The organism is Xanthomonas bonasiae, from assembly GCF_014836395.1.
Lineage (GTDB): Bacteria > Pseudomonadota > Gammaproteobacteria > Xanthomonadales > Xanthomonadaceae > Xanthomonas_A > Xanthomonas_A bonasiae.
On record NZ_JACSQX010000003.1, the window covers coordinates 186,700 to 203,177 of the forward strand.

The window sequence follows — 16,478 nt, forward strand, 5'->3', positions numbered from 1 at the left end:
CCTATTCGCCGTCGTCTTCTTCCAGCGCCAGCTCGTCGCTGCGCAACCCGGTGCGCGCGCCCCAGTGGTAGCAGCCGAACGCGATCACCGCCACGCTCAGCGTGTCCCAGGGATGCGCGATCTGGCCGGTGCCGCCGAAGGTGCCCAGGTAGGACACCAGCAGCACCAGCACGAAGAACCCGATCAGCCACAACGCGCCGCGCACCTGCCGCCACAGCTGCGCGCGCCCGGCCGCGCTGGGCAGCCGATACAGCACGTACAGCGCGAACATCGCGACCTGCAGGCCGAGCAGCCACGACAGCGTGTTCCAGGTGGACCAGTAGACGATCAGCGCGGCGACGATGAATGACAGCGGCCCGAGCACGGCGAAGCCGCGCAACAGGAACGGCCGCGGCAGTTGCGGCGCGCTGCGGCGCAGCGCGGCCACGGTCACCGGCGCCACCGCATAGCTCAGCACCAGCGCCGCCGACACCACCTGGATCAGCGTCTCCCACGACGGGAACGGCAGGGTCCAGAACACCGACAGCGCCAGGCTCAACCACAGCGCCGGACGCGGGATGCCGGACTTGGCGTCGACCCGGGTCAGCACCGACAGGAAGCCGCCGCTGCGCGCCCAGCCGTAGACCACGCGCGGCGTGGCGTTCATGTAGATGTTGCCGGTGCCGCTGGGCGAGATCATCGCATCGCAGATCACCAGCGCCGCCAGCCAGCCCATGCCCAGGGCCAGCGCGATGTCGTGGTACGGCAGCGCGAACGCCTTGTCGATGCCGCCCCAGCCCTGCGCCAGGTACGTCGACGGCACGCTGCCCAGGAACGCCAGCTGCAGCAGCACGTAGATCACCGTGGACAGCGCCACCGACAGGATCAGCGCGATCGGGATGTTGCGCTGCGGATCGCGCACCTCGCTGGCCACCGACACGATCGGGGTCAAGCCGAGGTAGGCGAAGATGATGCCGCCGGCCGAGATCGCCGCCTCCACGCCGGCCGCGCCGGATGGCGCGAAGCCCTGCACGTGCAGGTTCTGCGGATTGAAGTGGGCCATCAGCAGCACGATCACCAGCACCGGCACCAGGAACTTGAACACGCTGACGATGTTGTTGGCGGTGGCGAAGGTCTTGACGCTGAAGTAGTTGAGCAGGAAGAACGCCACCAGCAGCGCCAGCTGCAGCAGCCAGCCGGCCACGCTGGGATGGGTGCTGCCGGCCTGGTTCAACGAGGGGAACCAGGCCGCGGCGTACTGCCGCGCCGCCTCGACCTCGATCGCGATCAGGCTGGAGAACGCGATCAGGGTGATGAAGCCCATCAGCCAGCCGAGCAGCGCGCCGTGCGAGTACTCCGGGTAGCGCACCACGCCACCGGCGCGCGGCAGCGCCGCGCCCAGTTCGCAATACACCAGGCCCAGCAGCAGCACCGCCACGCCGCCGGCGATCCACGACACGATGCCGGCAGGGCCGGCGATGGCCGACACATGGCTGGCCGAGAACAGCCAACCGGAGCCGAAGATCGAACCGAGCCCGATGAAGGTCAGGTCGGTCAGGCTCAGACGCTTGTGGAACTTGCCTTGTGTGGTCATGGTGCCCCCGCTGGAAAGGTTGTAACCGATTCCTAACTACCTGCAGTTGTCCCTTCTCCCCTCGGGAGAAGGTGCCCCGAAGGGGCGGATGAGGGTACGGGCGCAGCCTCGTGTCGTTTCGACCGCATGAGGCTTCGCCCCGTACCCTCACCCCAACCCCTCTCCCGGGGGGAGAGGAGCTTCAGCGTGCCTACTGCTTTGGCGCCTCCTGCGCCCACGGCGACTTGCCACCCTCGGCGATGAAACGGTCGATGCGCTGCTCCAGCACCGGCAGCGGCACCGAGCCGGTTTCCAGGATCGCGTCGTGGAAGGCGCGGATGTCGAACTTCTCGCCGAGCGCGGCTTCGGCCTTGCGCCGCAACTCGATGATCTTCAGTTCGCCCAGGTAGTACGACAGCGCCTGCCCCGGCCAGGCGATGTAGCGGTCGACCTCGGTGGTGACCTCGTGCTCGCTCAGCGCGGTGTTGTCGCGCAGGTAGGCCTGCGCCTGTTCGCGGGTCCAGCCCTTGTGGTGGATGCCGGTGTCGATCACCAGCCGGCAGGCGCGCCACATCTGGTAGGTCAGGTAGCCGAAGCGGTCGTACGGGGTGTCGTACATCCCCATTTCCTGCCCCAGGTATTCCGAATACAGCGCCCAGCCTTCGCCGTAGGCGGAGATGTAGCCGTAGCGGCGGAAGTCCGGCAAGCCCTGCTGTTCGGCCGCCAGCGGCATCTGCAGCGCGTGGCCAGGCGAGGATTCGTGCAGGGTCAGCGCGGTCAGGTTGTACAGCGGACGCGACGGCAGGTCGTAGGTGTTGACCAGGTAGATGCCCGGGCCGCCGCGGCCGCCGGTGTAGAACGGCGCCAGGTCCGGCGGCACCGGCTCGATCGCGAAGCGCTGCCGCGGCAGGCGGCCGATGTAGTCGCCGACCTTGGCGTCCACGCGCTTGGAGATCCACGCCGCCTGCTTGAGCAGTTCCTCCGGCGTCTTCGGATAGAACTGCGGATCGGTGCGCAGGAATTTCAGGAACGCCGGGAAGGTCGGCTGCCCCTTCGGTGCGACGAAGCCGCTGGCGACGATGGTCTGGTCCATGTCCTTGCGCAGCTTGGCCACTTCGCGCAGCCCGATCTGGTGGATCTGCTCGGGCGACAGGTCCAGCGTGGTGAACTCGCGGATCTGCGCGCGGTAGTAGTCCTTGCCATCGGGCAATGCCTCGCCGGCGAGCGTGCTGCGCGCCTTCGGCTGGTACTCCTCGCGCATGAAGCGCAGCAGGTCGGTATAGGCCGGCACCACGCTGTGCGCGATGGCGTCCAGCGCCTGCTGCCGCAGCTGCGCCTGCACGTCGGCCGGGATGCTGGCCGGCATCTGCTTGAACGGGGTGTAGAACAGGTTGGCCTCGCCGCTGGCGTTGGCCACGTCGGCGATCGACTGGTCGCGGCCGGTCAGCGTCACCTTCGGCTGGCTGAAACCGCGCGCCAGGCCGGCGCGCATGTTGACGATCTGCTCGTCGAAGTAGCGCGGAATGTCGGCGAGGATCTTCAGGTAGCGCTGGTAGTCGTCGCGGGTGCGCAGCGTGGCGCGGGCGCTGAAGCCCAGATTGCTCCAGAACGCGGTATCGCTGTTGAACGGCATCTCCCAGGCGCGGAAATGCTGCTGGTCCAGGAACACCGCGATCTGCTGGCGGTAGACCTGGTAGTTGACCCGGTCCTGCGCCGACAGCTGCGCCTGGTCGATCGCATCCAGTTCGCGCAGCACCTGCTGCCAGTAAGCGGTGCGCAGGTTCTGCGTGGCCAGATCGACCTTGGGCAAGTGATCCGCTGCCGCTCCCTGGCTGTCTTCGTCGTCGGCGCCGGCGGACTGCTCCTGGCGCCATTTCCACTCGCGCAGGTACAGCGCCTTGAAACGCGTGCCGGCGTCGCTGCTCGCCGTGGCCGCGGCGGGTGGCGCGGGTTCTGCGGCAGCGGCGACGCCCTGCCCTGCGAGCGCACAGACGATCGCCAGCAACAGCGGTGCGCGAAGTCGGGAATTCAGGCTCATTGCGCTTTCTCCGAAGTGGCGGCCGCGCCGGCCTTGGCCTGCGCGATCCAGGCGTCGATGCGGGCGTCGAGCAGGTCCAGCGGCATCGCGCCGCCGCCGAGGATCTGGTCGTGGAAGGCGCGGATGTCGAAGCGTGCGCCGAGTTCGCGCTTGGCCTTCTCGCGCAGGGCCAGGATGTCCAACTCGCCGAGCTTGTAGCCCAGCGCCTGGCCCGGCCACACGATGTAGCGGTCGGTCTCGGCCTGGATGCTGGGCTCGTCGTCGGACGGATGCGCGTGGAAGAAATCGATCATCTGCTGCCGGGTCCAGCGCTTGTAGTGCACGCCGGTGTCCAGCACCAGTCGGTTGGCGCGCAGCAGTTCGCCGGCCAGGCGGCCGTAGTCGCTGTACGGATCCTGGTAGAAGCCCACGTCCTTGCCCAGGCGCTCCGCATACAGCGCCCAGCCTTCGACGTAGGCGTTGTAGCTGGATTGCTGGCGGAACGGCGGCAGCGGCAGGCTCTGCGCGAGCGAAATCTGCAGGTGATGGCCGGGCACGCCTTCGTGATACGCGGTGGCCTCGATGTTGACCAGGGTGCGCTGCGCGTAGTCGCTGGTATTGACCATCACCAGCGCCGGCTTGCTGCCTTGCGCGTCGCTCTGCCAGTACTCGGCGCCCGGTGCGGTGCTGCGGAACTCGGCCATCGCACGCACTTCCAGCGGCGTCTTCGGCAAGGTGCCGAACAGCTTGGGCAGCTGCGGCTGCATCTGCGCGATGTCGTCGCGGTAGCGCTGCAGGATCTGCTCGCGCGAACTGGCGAAGAACTTGCGGTCGCGGGCCACCGCCTTGCGCAGCGCAGGCAGGTCGGCATAGCCGAGCTGCTTGGCGATGGCGCTCATCTCGCCTTCGATGCGCGCCACTTCGGCCAGGCCGATCTGGTGGATCTGCTCGGGCGACTTGTCGGTGGTGGTCTGGGTATGGATCGCGTAGCGGTAGCGGCGCTCGCCATCGGGCAGCGACCACAGTCCTTCCTGCGCGCGGCCCTGCGGCGCGTATTCGTCGGCGACGAAATCGGCCAGCTTGGCGTAGGCCGGACGCACCTGCTGGTCGATCGCCGCGAGCATCGCCTCGCGCAGGCGCGCGCGCTCGGCCGCCGGCACCGCGTCAGGGAAGCTCTTCAGCGGCAACGCGAACGGGCTGTCGGCGCCGGCCGGCGCGGCGATCGCGCGCACCTGCGCCGGGATCCGTTCGAGCAGGTATTTCGGCTGCACCAGCCCGTCCTTGGCGCCGGCGCGCGACAGCGCCACGACCTGGTCGAGCAAGGCCGGGATCGCCTGCAGGCGCTTGATGTAGTCCTCGTAGTCCTTGACGCTTGCGAACGGGAACGCCTGCGCGTAACCCGGCAGCGCCAGCTGGATGCCGCCGACCGGCTCCAGCGGCATCTCGTCGTTCTTCAGCGCGATCGCTTCCAGCCGGTCGCGCAACTGGCGCAGCATCATCTGCAGGCTCAGTTGGTCCTGCGCCGACAGCGCCTTGCCGTCGATCGCCTCGAAACGCTTCAGGAAATCCGCGGTGGCCTGTCGTTCGGCCTGCAACGCCGCCGGCGAGTAATCGCTCCAGCGGTCGTTGTAACGGGTGTCGCCGATGATGCTGGCGAACTCCGGATGGTGCTCGAGCTGGTACTGCCACTGCGCGTCGAGCAAGGCGGCGAAGGCCTGGCCCGGCTGTTGCGCCGGTGTACCCGCCGCGGCCGCCGGCTGCGGCGAGGCGGGCGGCGTGGCCGGCTGGCATGCGGCCAGCAACGCCGCGGCCAGCGCGCAGGGAAGCAACAGGCGGGCGAATCTCATCGACGGACTCCGGTAAGCGAATGGAACCTCTGCGGCGGCACCGTGCCGGCGGCCGCCGCCTGCATCAGGCGAACGGCCGATCGATCGCCGGCGACGGCGGCGTGAACCACTGCGCGCCGTGTTCGGTGACGTAGAAATGGTCCTCCAGGCGCACGCCGAACTCGCCCGGCACCACGATCATCGGCTCGTTGCTGCAGCACATGCCCGGCGCCAGCGCGAGCGCGTTGCCACGCACCAGGTACGGCGCCTCGTGGATGCTCATGCCGCAGCCATGGCCGGTGCGGTGCGGCAATCCCGGCAGGCGATAGTCCGGGCCCAGGCCGGCCGCCTGCAGCACCTCGCGCGCCGCCTGGTCCACCGCCGCGCAGCTAACGCCCGGACGCACCGCGGCGAACGCGGCCGCCTGCGCATCGTGCTCCAGCTGCCAGATGCGCCGCTGCTTCTCGCTCGGTTCGCCGAAGATGTAGGTGCGGGTGATGTCGGAGTGGTAGCCGTGCACGGTGCAGCCGGTGTCGATCAGCACCAGCTCGCCGGCACGCAACGCCTGCACGCCGGGAATGCCGTGCGGGTACGCGGTGGCATGGCCGAACTGCACGATGCAGAAGGTGGAGCCGTTGTCGGCGCCGAGCGCACGGTGCGCCTGGTCGATGAAGCGCACCAGTTCGGCGGTGGTGATGCCTTCGTGGATCAGGCCGGCGGCTAGCCGCTGCACCTGCAGGGTCATGTCGCAGGCCTGCTGCATCAGCGCCAGTTCCGCCGCCGACTTGCGCATGCGGCAACCATCGACGATCGGCGTCGCGTCGCGGATCGCGACCCGGTCCAGCACCGCGCTCAACCCGCTGTGCACGGCGAAGGCGATGCCGGGATCCAGCGCCAGCGCCTGCGCGCCGAGCTCGCTCAGCGCCTCGGCGACCAGCGCATGCGGATCCTCGTGCTCTTCCCACAGCCGCTTGCGCACCGGGATGCGCAGCACCGCGTCCAGCGAGCCTTCCTCGAACGCCGGGCAGATCAGCAGCGGATCGCCTTCGGCGGTCAGCAGCATCGCCACCAGCCGCTCGCTGGCGCCCCACGGCACGCCGGTGAAATAGCGCAGCGAGGCGCCGGCGCCGATCAGCAGCGCATCGGCGCCCTGCGCGCGCAGCAGTTCGCGCGCCCGCGCCAGCCGCTGCTGATATTCCTGCGGCTGGATCGGCGGCGCCTGCGCCGGCCATGGCGCCAGCTGCGCATGCGCCATGGCCAGGCTCAGCCCGCCGATCTGCGCGGTGGCGCTCATGCCGCGCGCTCCACGTCGGCGACGCTCCACTGGCCGTCGATCAGCCGCTGCACGCCGCCGGGATTGCGGTCGCGCAGCAGTTCCGGCAACAGCGCATCGGGCAGGCCGTCGTAGCTGTGCAGCGCGGCGAAGCGGCGGATCGCGGCCGGCATGCCGACCGCGGTGAAGCCCGGATGGCCGGTGCTCGGGTACGGACCGCCGTGATTCATCGCCGCGCTGACCGCCACGCCGGTCGGCATCTTGTTGCAGATCAGGCGTCCCACCCGCGGCCGCAGCGCGGCGGCAATCGCGGCGAACAGCACGTCGTCGCTGCCGTCGGCCGCACGGTAGAGCGTCCCGGTGAGGTTGCCCTCCAGGCTGTGCGCCAGCGCGGTCATCTGCGCCAGGCCGTCGACACGCACCACCAGGCTGACCGGACCGAACGCCTCGGTCTGCAGCGCCTCGGGCTGTTGCAGGAAGGCCTGCGCCGAAACCGCCAGCAAGGTCGGCGCATGCCGATAGCCCGGCTCCGGCGCGGCGTCGCCGCCGGCCAGCACCGCGGCGCCGGCATTGCGCAGCGTGGCCACGCCGCGCTGCAGGTGCTCGAGCACGCCGCGCGAGAACAGCAGGCTCGGCGCGGCGCCGGCGAAGTGCGCGCTGGCCGCGGCGACGAACGCATCGCCGTCCTCGCCCTCGGGCACCACCACGATGCCGGGATTGGTACAGAACTGGCCGCTGCCCATCGTGCACGAGGCGAAGAATTCCTGTGCCAGCGCGGTACCGCGCTCGGCCAGCACGCCCGGCAGCAGGAACACCGGATTGACGCTGGACAGCTCGACGTAGGCCGGCACCCCGGCACGGTCGGCCGCGGCCTTGAGCGCCAGTCCGCCGGCACGGCTGCCGGTGAAACCGATCGCGCCCAATCGCGGATCGCCGGCCAGTTCCAGGCCCAGCGTGTTGTCGAAGTGGTACAGCAACTGCACCGCCGCGGCCGGCAGGCCGTTGTCCAGCAGGGCCTGGTGCGCGAGCTGCGCCAGGCGCTGGCTGGTGGCCGGATGCGACGGATGCGCCTTGGCGATGACCGGATTGCGCGCGGCGATGGCCGAGGCGAAATCGCTGCCGGCCACCGCGTTGAATGCGAACGGAAAATTGTTCGGGCCGAACACCAGCACCGGCTTGTGCAGCGGCCCCAGCTGCGCGCGCAGGCCGGCGGCGGTATCGATCACCGGCTGCGTCCAGCTATGGCGGCGCACCGCCTGCGCGGCCTGGCGCAACTGCCCGCTGGCGCGCGGCAACTCCACCTTGGCCAGGCGCGGTTCGACCGGCAAGCCGGTCTCGGCATGCGCCAGCGCGACCAACTGCTCCACGTCGGCATCGATCGCCGCGGCGTAGCTGTCGAGGAACCCGGCGATGCGTTCGGGCGCCGCCGCGGCCAGCGCGTCGGCGACCAGCACCGCCGCGCTCAGCGCCGCTTCCAGATCGGCGGCGCCGCTGACCGGGAACTCCGGTCCGAACGCGTTCCCGTCGCGCGGGTCCTCGGCGCGGAAGCTGCCGCGCGCTTCCAGCGACGGCTGCCAATGGCCGGCAAGCAACAGCGGCTGCATGCTCATCTCAGAGCCCGGGGTGGGTGGCGATGGCGTGGTCGATCACCTTCAGCGCCGCTTCGCGCTCGGCGCCGTCGACGACCAGGCGCGGCGCGCGCACGCGCTCGCTGCCCAGGCCGACCTTCTCCTGCACCAGCTTGATCAGCTGCACGAACTTGGGCACGGTGTCCAGGCGCAGCAGCGGCAGGAACCAGTCGTACAGCGCCTTGGCCGCCGGGTAGCCGCCGTCGCGGGCCAGCTCGAACAGCTTCACCGACTCCTTCGGATACGCGTTGACCAGGCCGGCGATCCAGCCCTTGGCGCCCATGCTGAGGCCTTCGACGATCGCATCGTCCATGCCCACCAGCAGCACCAGGCGGTCGTTGAGCAACTCGCCCAGCGCGGCGAAACGGCGCACGTCGCCGGAGGATTCCTTGACCGCTTGCAGGTTCGGGAATTCGGCGGCCAGCTCGGCGATCTGCGCCGGGCTGAAATCGGTCTTGTAGGCGACCGGGTTGTTGTACAGGATCACCGGCAGGTCGGTGGCGGCGATGACCGCACGCGCATGCGCGCCCATCTCGCGCCAGTCGGTGGAGTACACGTACGGCGGCAGCACCATGAGCCCGCCGCAGCCGACCTGCTTGGCCGCCTGCGCCAGGCGCACGGCCTCGTCGGTGGACAGCGCGGCGATGCCCGGCACCACCGGGATGCGGCCGTCCAGCGCCTGCACCAGGGTCTTCAGGATCGCGACCTTGTCGTCGAAGCTGAGCGTGGCGGCCTCGCCGAGCGAGCCCAGCGGCACGATCGCGGTGCAGCCGGCGTCGACCATGACCTGCGCATGCTTGGCCAGGAACGCGTGGTCGATGCTGCCGTCGGCGTTGAACGGAGTGGTGATGGCCGGCAGCACGCCGTACCAGAAAGAAGCCTTGCTCATGGGATTACACCTTGTCGAGGGTTGTGAGTGGAGGTTCGGGAAGAAGCGGATCGGGAAGCGATTGGGCGAGCGCGTCCAGGCGCACCGGGAACAGCGGCGGCCGGCGGCCGTCGTCGGAAAAATCGTCGTGCCGCGGCGCCAGCCCCAACTCGGTCAGCGCACTGCCGCAGATGCGGCCCTGGCAGGCGCCCATGCCGCAGCGCGAGACCAGCTTGGCGTCGCGCAGGTCGGCATGGCCGCGCAGCGCCGACAGCGGCACGTCCTCGCAACGGCACACCAGCGTGTCCGCCGCGGCCAGCGTGTGGATGCGCGGGTCCAGCGCGAACTGGCGCTGCAGCAACGCGGCGAACGCGCGCGCGCGCCGCCGCTGCGGCTGCAATGCCTGCGCCGCGGCCGCCTGCCCCGCTGCCAGGTGCCCGGCGATGGCGCCTTCGACGCGCGCGCAATCGCGCCCGCCGATGCCCAGCGCCTCGCCGGCGGCGTACACGCCTGCGACGCTGGTACGCAACTGCGCGTCCACCGCCACGCACGGATGCACGCCGCTGCGCGCCAGGCGGCAGCCGAGCAGTTGCGCCAGTTCCACGTTCGGCACCAGTCCGTAGCCGACCGCCAGCTGGTCGCACTCGAGGCGGCGGCGGCCGCGCGGGCCGTCGATCTCCACCGACCGCAGCTGGCTGTCGCCGTGCGCCGCCAGCACCACGCTGCCGCTGTGATAGCCCACGCCGGCCAGCTGCGCGCGCAGGCTCAGCGCCTGCAGCGCCTTGTCCGGCCAGCGCCACGGCAGCTGCGCGGCGAAACCGGCCAGCGCGCGCAGCGGCGCCTGTTCGACGATGCCCAGCACCTGCGCGCCGTGGCGGCGCAGCGTCGCCGCGCTGGCCAGCAGCAGCGGACCGCTGCCGGCGACCAGCACGCGCTTGCCGGCCAGCGGCCAGCCCTGCTTGGCCAGCGCCTGCGCGCCGCCGGCGCCGGTGACGCCAGGCAAGGTCCAGCCGGGGAACGGCAGCAGCAATTCGCGCGCGCCGGTGGCCAGCACCAGCGCGTCGTAGCCGATCCAGCGCGCGCCCTGCGGGCCATCGGCCAGCAGCTGCCGGTCCTGCGCCATCAGCAACTGCGTCTGCGACAGAAATTCGATCTTGCTCGCCGCCAGCTGCGCCAGCACCCGCGCGGCCAGCTTCGGCGGCGCATGGGCCACGTCGTGGCGCCAGATCTGGCCGCCGGCGCGCGCCTGCAGATCGACCAGCGCCACGCGCCGGCCATGCCCGGCGGCGGCCAGCGCCGCCGCCAGTCCGGCCGGACCGGCACCGGCCACGACCACGTCGTACTGCAGCGCGCGCGGCTCAGCCATCGGTCCACACCTGCATGCCGTCGCGGACCGGAGTGATGCAGGCGCGCAACTGGCCGAGGCCGTCGATGCGCACCCGGCATTCGCTGCACACGCCCATGCCGCACAGCGGCGCGCGCGGCTGGCCGTTGCGCGAGCGGCGGAAATGCACCGCGACCTGCGCCACCGCCGCGGCCACGCTGCTGCCGTCCAGTACCTCGACGGCCTGACCGTTGATCTGCAGGCGCAGCATCGGCGCGCTCACGACAGCGCCCGCGCCGGCGCGAACGGCGCCGGGTCCAGCACGGGAGTGCGCTGCAAAATCAGATCCAGCAACAGCCGCGCGCTGCCCAGCGCGGTGGTCACGCCCAGCCCTTCGTGGCCGGCCGCGACCCACACGTCGGCACGCTCGGGCACCGCGCCCAGGTAGGGACGGCCGTCGGGGGTGGCCGGACGCAGCCCGGTCCACACCCGGATCGCCTGCAGCTGGCGCAACGCCGGCAGGAACGCGAACGCGCGCTCGAGCATGCGTTGCAGCATCGGCATCGACACGCTGCGGTCGCTGGCATCGAATTCGCGCGAGGAACCGATCAGGATCTGCCCGGTCGGCCGCGGCTGCACGTTGAATGCCACGCTGCTGCCGTCGCTGCCGTGCGCGCTGTCGGCATAGCCCAGCTCCAGCAATTGGTGGCCGACGAAGCCCGGATAGCGATCGGTGATGACCAGTTGGCCCTTGCGCGCGCGCATCGGCAGTTCCGGCAGCAACTCCGGCAACGCGCAGCCGGTGGCGACCAGCACCGGCCCGCTGAGGGTGCTGCCGTCGTCCAGGCGCAGTCCGCCGGCGGCCAGCGCCAGCGCGCGGCGCCCGGCGAACAGCTGCGCACCGGCGGCGAGCGCACGCTCGACCAGATGCCGCGCCATCCGCGGCGGATACACCACCGCTTCGGCGGCCACGCGCATGCCGCCGGCCAGCCCCGGCGCCAGCGCCGGCTCCAGCCGGTACAGCGTCTCGGCATCGATCGCCTCGGCATGCACGCCGGCCGCGGCCAGGCGCTGGATCTTGGCCGGGATCGCCTCCAGCTCGCGCGCCTGCCGCGCCACCCACAGCGTGCCGCAGCGGCTGAACTCGGCCGCCGGCAACTGCGCGAATTCTTCCCACAGGCGCAGCGAATAGGACGACAGCGCCAGTTCCGCCGGATCGTCGTCCATCGCCACCAGATGACCCATCGCCGCAGCGGTGGAACCGCCGCCGATCGTGCCCGACTCGACGATCGCCACCCGCAGCCCGGCGGCGGCGGCCGCATCGGCGCAGGCCGCGCCGACGATGCCGGCGCCGACGACGATCAGGTCGAAACCGCTCATCCGGCGCCGATGCCCCAGGCGAACGGATCCTGCGCATCGATCAGCAGCTGCGCGCGGGCGGTGATGTGCGCCTGCCCGGTGATCCGCGGCAGCACGCCGCGGGTGCCGGGCACGTAGCTGCCTTCGAACAGGCTGCCGAGGATGCCCTCCTGGCGCCACACCTGGCCGGCGGCCAGCTTGCCGTCGGCGGCCAGGCACGCCAGCTTGGCGCTGGTGCCGGTGCCGCACGGCGAACGGTCGTAGGCCAGGCCCGGGCACAGCACGAAGTTGCGCGCGTCGGCGCCGGTGTCCGGCGCCGGGCCGTTGATCTCGATATGGTCGATCTCGCCGTCGTCGGCGCCGCGGATGCCGGCCGCCTCCAGCGCCAGCCGCAGCGCCTCGGTGTACGCGGTCAGCGCGCGCTGGTTGCGCAGCTCCAGCGCGCACGGCGTCTGCTCGGTGATGAAGAACCAGTTGCCGCCCCAGGCCACGTCGCCGCGCACGCGGCCGTAGCCGGGCACTTGCACCTCGATGCCGGCGGCATGGCGGTAGCTTTCCACGTTGTCCACCGAAACCCGGCCGTCGCCGTGCAGCTCCACTCCCACCGTGCCCACCGGGGTTTCGATGCGGTGCGTGCCCGGCGCCAGCCGGCCCAGCTCGGCCAGCGTGCGCACCAGGCCGATGGTGCCGTGGCCGCACATGCCCAGGTAGCCGACGTTGTTGAAGAAGATCACCGCGGCGCAGGCGTCGGCCGCGATCGGCGGCAGCAGCAGCGCGCCGACCATGGTGTCCGAGCCGCGCGGTTCGCAGGCGATGGCGCTGCGCCAGCGATCGAAGCGATCGCGGAACAGATCGCGCCGTTGCGCCAGCGGGCCGGTGCCCAGGTCGGGGAAGCCGGCGACGACGACACGGGTCGGTTCGCCGCCGGTATGCGAGTCGATCACATCGAGTGTATGCATAGGTCCATGCTCACATTCCGGGCCGCCGGCGGCTAGCAGCGTTTGCTTGTCATAAATGCGGAAATTCGCACAACCCCGGCGTCCCCGCAGGCCCGGTTTAGGCTAGGATCGGTGCTCAGGGGTGGGCATGCCGCGGCTTGCCTGCCGCCGCAGCCTACAACCGCCCGGTGAGTGCAGATGGATACTTTGATTTCCGCATTGGAGATGCAGACGCTGTTCGATGCGCTGCCGGACGTGGTGTTCTTCGTCAAGGACCGCGACGGCCGCTACACCCACGTCAACCTGACCCTGGTGCGGCGCCTGGGCAAGAAGTACCGGGCCGACCTGATCGGCAAATCGGCGCTGGAAGTGTTCCCGCTGCCGCTGGGCGGCAGCTACCTGATGCAGGACCGGCGCGTGCTGTGCGGCGAAATGATCGAGAACCAGCTGGAAGTTCACCTGTTCCCGAACCGCACCCCGGGCTGGTGCCTGACCTTCAAGCGCCCGCTGTGCGAGCAGAACGAAGTGATCGGCGTGGTCGGCATCTCCCGCGACCTGGGCCAGCCCGACAGCCGCCATTCGGCCTACGAACGCATCAGCCGCGCGATGGAGCACATGCAGACCCACTACGGCGACAACCTGCGCGTGCAGACCCTGGCCGACCTGGCAGAACTGTCGGTGGCGCAGCTGGAACGGCATTTCCGCCGCGTGTTCCAGCTGACCCCGCAACAGCTGCTGACCAAGATGCGCATCGAAGCGGCGATGCGCCTGCTGCACGGCGAGGACAGCATCGCCAGCATCGGCCAGGCCTGCGGCTTCGCCGACCAGAGCGCGTTCGCGCGCCAGTTCAAGGCCACCGTCGGCATGACCCCGCGCGACTACCGCTCGATGAAGGGCAAGCTCTGAGAGGCCGGGATTGGGGATTCGGGATTGGGGATTCGTAAGGGCGCTGCATCTGCAGGAGGCAAAAATGCCGCTGTTGCGAATCCCGAATCCCCAATCCCCAATCCCGGCCCCACAGGGGCCTAACAGGCGCTAGTGGTAGCATTCCCGGTTTCCGGTACACGCGTTATCCATGGTCAGCCTATTCCGTCGCAACAAGCCCCAGGACCACGCTGGCGATAGCCGCAGCACCCAGCGCTACAGCATCGAGGAACTGGCCGCCGCCTTCCCCAAGCCGGCCGGCGCAGCGCCTGCCGCCGAGCCCGCCGCCGTTGCAGCGCCTGTCGCTGAACAGGCACCGCCGCGCACGGCGCCAGCCGCAGCGCCAGTGGCGCGCGACAGCGGCCGTCCGAGCGCCGACGCCGCACCGCTGCCGCCTGCCCCGATCGCCGTGCCGCCCCCCGGCGCAACGCCGCTGCCGCCACAGGCGCCGACCGCGCCAGCGGAAGCGCGCGTTCCCGCCCCGGCCGTTCCCGCCGTGGCGACGCCCAGCGCGCCCATGCCCACGCCGGCGCCGGCGAGCGCGCTCGCCGCAGGCGACGACCTGCAGCGCAGCGACGCCGCGCCGGCCGCACCTGCCGGCAAGCCGGGCTGGCGCGAACGCCTGCGCAACAGCGCCATCGCACGCAGCTTCGGCGGCCTGTTCTCGCGCAATCCCAAGCTCGACGACGACCTGCTCGACGAGATCGAGACCGCGCTGATCACCGCCGACGTCGGCGTGCCGGCCACCACCGCGCTGATCGAGAACCTGCGCAAGCGCATGAAGGCGCGCGAATTCGTCGATGCGCAGGCGCTGCTGCGCGCGCTGCGCGCCGACCTGATCGCGATCCTGCTGCCGGTCGCCAAACCGCTGCAGATCGACCGCACTGCCAAGCCGTTCGTGGTGCTCACCGTCGGCGTCAACGGCGTCGGCAAGACCACCACCATCGGCAAGCTGGCCAAGCGCTTCAAGGACGACGGGCACAGCCTGATGCTGGCCGCGGGCGACACCTTCCGCGCCGCCGCGGTGGCGCAGCTGCAGGCCTGGGGCGATCGCAACGGCGTCACCGTGATCGCGCAGGGCCAGAACGCCGACGCCGCCTCGGTCGCGTTCGACGCGCTGCAGGCCGGCAAGGCGCGCGGCACCGAGGTGCTGATCGCCGACACCGCCGGGCGCCTGCATACCCAGACCGGGCTGATGAACGAGCTGGGCAAGATCCGCCGCGTGCTCGGCAAGCTCGATCCGGCCGCGCCGCACGAAGTGCTGATGGTCATCGACGGCACCACCGGCCAGAACGCGCTGTCGCAGCTGCGCCAGTTCCACGCCGCGGTCGGCGTCACCGGGCTGGTGGTGACCAAGCTCGACGGCACCGCCAAGGGCGGCGTGGTGTTCGCGCTGGCGCGCGAGTTCGGCATCCCGATCCGTTTCGCCGGCATCGGCGAGCGCCCGGAAGACCTGCGCGTGTTCGACGCCGAAGCCTTCGTCGACGCCCTGCTGCCGGAAGCGCTGGGCGCCTGACCCAAAGCCCCTCTCCCGTCGGGAGAGGGGTTGGGCGAGGGTACGGCGAAGTCCGCTGCGCAGTCACTTGCGCTGTCCGAACCGCGCTGGGCTTCGCCCGTACCCTCATCCGCCCCTTCGGGGCACCTTCTCCCGAGGGGAGAAGGAAAGACAAAGCCAGCATGCGCCAGCCCCCAGACACCTTCGCCCCCCGCCTGCTCGCCTGGTTCGACCGCAGCGGCCGCCACGACCTGCCCTGGCAGCATCCGCGCAGCCCGTATCGCGTATGGCTGTCGGAAATCATGCTGCAGCAGACCCAGGTCGCGGTGGTGATCCCGTATTTCCTGCGCTTCCTGCAGCACTTTCCGACCCTGCCCGACCTGGCCGCGGCCGGCACCGATGCGGTGATGGCGCAATGGGCCGGGCTGGGCTACTACGCCCGCGCGCGCAACCTGCATGCCGCCGCCAAGCGCTGCGTGGAGCTGCACGATGGCGAACTGCCGCGCGATTTCGATGCGCTGCACGCGCTGCCCGGGATCGGCCGCAGCACCGCCGGCGCGATCCTGAGCCAGGCCTGGAACGACCGTTTCCCGATCCTGGACGGCAACGTCAAGCGCGTGCTGACCCGCTACCACGGCATCGCCGGCTATCCGGGCCTGCCGGCGGTGGAGAAACCGCTGTGGGCGATCGCGCAGGCGCACGTGGCCGCGGTCGCCGACGGGCGCATGGCCGACTACACCCAGGCGCAGATGGATTTCGGCGCCACCCTGTGCACCCGCGCCAACCCGGCCTGCGTGCTGTGCCCGCTGCAGGACGACTGCGTGGCGCGCCGCGATGGCCTGGTCGAGGCATTGCCCACACCGAAACCGGGCAAGACCCTGCCCGAACGCGAAGCGCTGGCGCTGCTGCTGGAAAACGCCGCCGGCGAGCTGCTGCTGCAGCGGCGCCCGCCGAGCGGCATCTGGGCCTCGCTGTGGACGCTGCCGCAGGCCGAGAGCGAGAGCGAGCTGCGCGCCTGGTTCGAACGCGAGATCCGCGGCCGCGGCTTCGACGATGCCGAGCCGATGCCGCCGATCGTGCACACCTTCAGCCACTACCGCCTGCACCTGCAGCCGCTGCGCCTGCGCAAGGTCGCCTTGCGCGACGCGGTACGCGACAATGACGACCTGCGCTGGGTCGCGCGTGCCGACCTGTCCGCACTCGGCCTGCCCGCCCCGATCCGCAAACTGCTCGACGGCCTCTGATCGTCGCCCACCGCGCCACCAGGAACCGCC

General features: G+C 70.8%; 13 protein-coding genes. 3 read left to right on the forward strand and 10 right to left on the reverse strand.

The annotated features are described in order from the left end of the window. Position 1: 1 nt before the first annotated feature. From H9658_RS05775 to H9658_RS05820, 10 genes are all read right to left on the reverse strand, one after another. Positions 2-1,573, reverse strand: coding sequence for an APC family permease (locus tag H9658_RS05775; RefSeq protein WP_179563886.1), 1,572 nt, complete (start codon positions 1,571-1,573; stop codon positions 2-4). A 190-nt stretch (positions 1,574-1,763) separates the two neighbouring features. Beyond that, on the reverse strand, positions 1,764-3,590 hold the full coding sequence (locus H9658_RS05780; protein ID WP_191824681.1) for a DUF885 domain-containing protein: 1,827 nt from the start codon (positions 3,588-3,590) through the stop codon (positions 1,764-1,766). Beyond that, on the reverse strand, positions 3,587-5,416 hold the full coding sequence (locus tag H9658_RS05785; protein WP_191824682.1) for a DUF885 domain-containing protein: 1,830 nt from the start codon (positions 5,414-5,416) through the stop codon (positions 3,587-3,589). The genes H9658_RS05780 and H9658_RS05785 overlap by 4 nt, the downstream gene beginning before the upstream one ends. 64 nt (positions 5,417-5,480) lie before the next feature. Next, positions 5,481-6,689: a M24 family metallopeptidase gene (locus H9658_RS05790; RefSeq protein ID WP_179563883.1), complete on the reverse strand. Its 1,209-nt coding sequence runs from the start codon at positions 6,687-6,689 to the stop codon at positions 5,481-5,483. Continuing rightward, the gene (locus H9658_RS05795; protein ID WP_191824683.1) at positions 6,686-8,278 is read right to left on the reverse strand and encodes an aldehyde dehydrogenase family protein; all 1,593 of its coding nucleotides are present in this window, start codon (positions 8,276-8,278) and stop codon (positions 6,686-6,688) included. The genes H9658_RS05790 and H9658_RS05795 overlap by 4 nt, the downstream gene beginning before the upstream one ends. Before the next feature lies 1 nt (position 8,279). Further along, the gene (locus H9658_RS05800) at positions 8,280-9,185 is read right to left on the reverse strand and encodes a dihydrodipicolinate synthase family protein (protein ID WP_179563881.1); all 906 of its coding nucleotides are present in this window, start codon (positions 9,183-9,185) and stop codon (positions 8,280-8,282) included. Positions 9,186-9,189: 4 nt separating this feature from the next. After that, positions 9,190-10,530 carry an NAD(P)/FAD-dependent oxidoreductase gene (locus H9658_RS05805; protein WP_191824684.1) on the reverse strand — a complete coding sequence of 447 codons (1,341 nt, stop codon included), beginning with the start codon at positions 10,528-10,530 and terminating at the stop codon, positions 9,190-9,192. Then, on the reverse strand, positions 10,523-10,759 hold the full coding sequence (locus H9658_RS05810; protein WP_179565526.1) for a (2Fe-2S)-binding protein: 237 nt from the start codon (positions 10,757-10,759) through the stop codon (positions 10,523-10,525). Before H9658_RS05810 ends, H9658_RS05805 begins: the two co-directional genes overlap by 8 nt. 8 nt (positions 10,760-10,767) lie before the next feature. Beyond that, positions 10,768-11,868, reverse strand: a complete 1,101-nt coding sequence (locus H9658_RS05815; protein ID WP_191824685.1) for an NAD(P)/FAD-dependent oxidoreductase — start codon at positions 11,866-11,868, stop codon at positions 10,768-10,770. Continuing rightward, entirely contained in the window at positions 11,865-12,806 is a 942-nt protein-coding gene (locus tag H9658_RS05820) for a 4-hydroxyproline epimerase (RefSeq protein ID WP_179563878.1), read from the reverse strand. The genes H9658_RS05815 and H9658_RS05820 overlap by 4 nt, the downstream gene beginning before the upstream one ends. Positions 12,807-12,983: 177 nt before the next feature. Here H9658_RS05820 and H9658_RS05825 point away from each other — a divergent pair, with 177 nt between their 5' ends. The 3 genes from H9658_RS05825 to mutY all read left to right on the forward strand — a co-directional run bounded on the left by H9658_RS05825 (position 12,984) and on the right by mutY (position 16,448). Next, positions 12,984-13,691 (forward strand): AraC family transcriptional regulator, encoded by a 708-nt coding sequence (locus H9658_RS05825; protein WP_179563877.1) that lies wholly within the window; start codon positions 12,984-12,986, stop codon positions 13,689-13,691. A 169-nt stretch (positions 13,692-13,860) separates the two neighbouring features. Next, entirely contained in the window at positions 13,861-15,225 is a 1,365-nt protein-coding gene (ftsY, locus tag H9658_RS05830) for a signal recognition particle-docking protein FtsY (RefSeq protein WP_191824686.1), read from the forward strand. Positions 15,226-15,386: 161 nt separating this feature from the next. After that, entirely contained in the window at positions 15,387-16,448 is a 1,062-nt protein-coding gene (mutY, locus tag H9658_RS05835) for an A/G-specific adenine glycosylase (RefSeq protein ID WP_191824687.1), read from the forward strand. Positions 16,449-16,478: the final 30 nt, after the last annotated feature.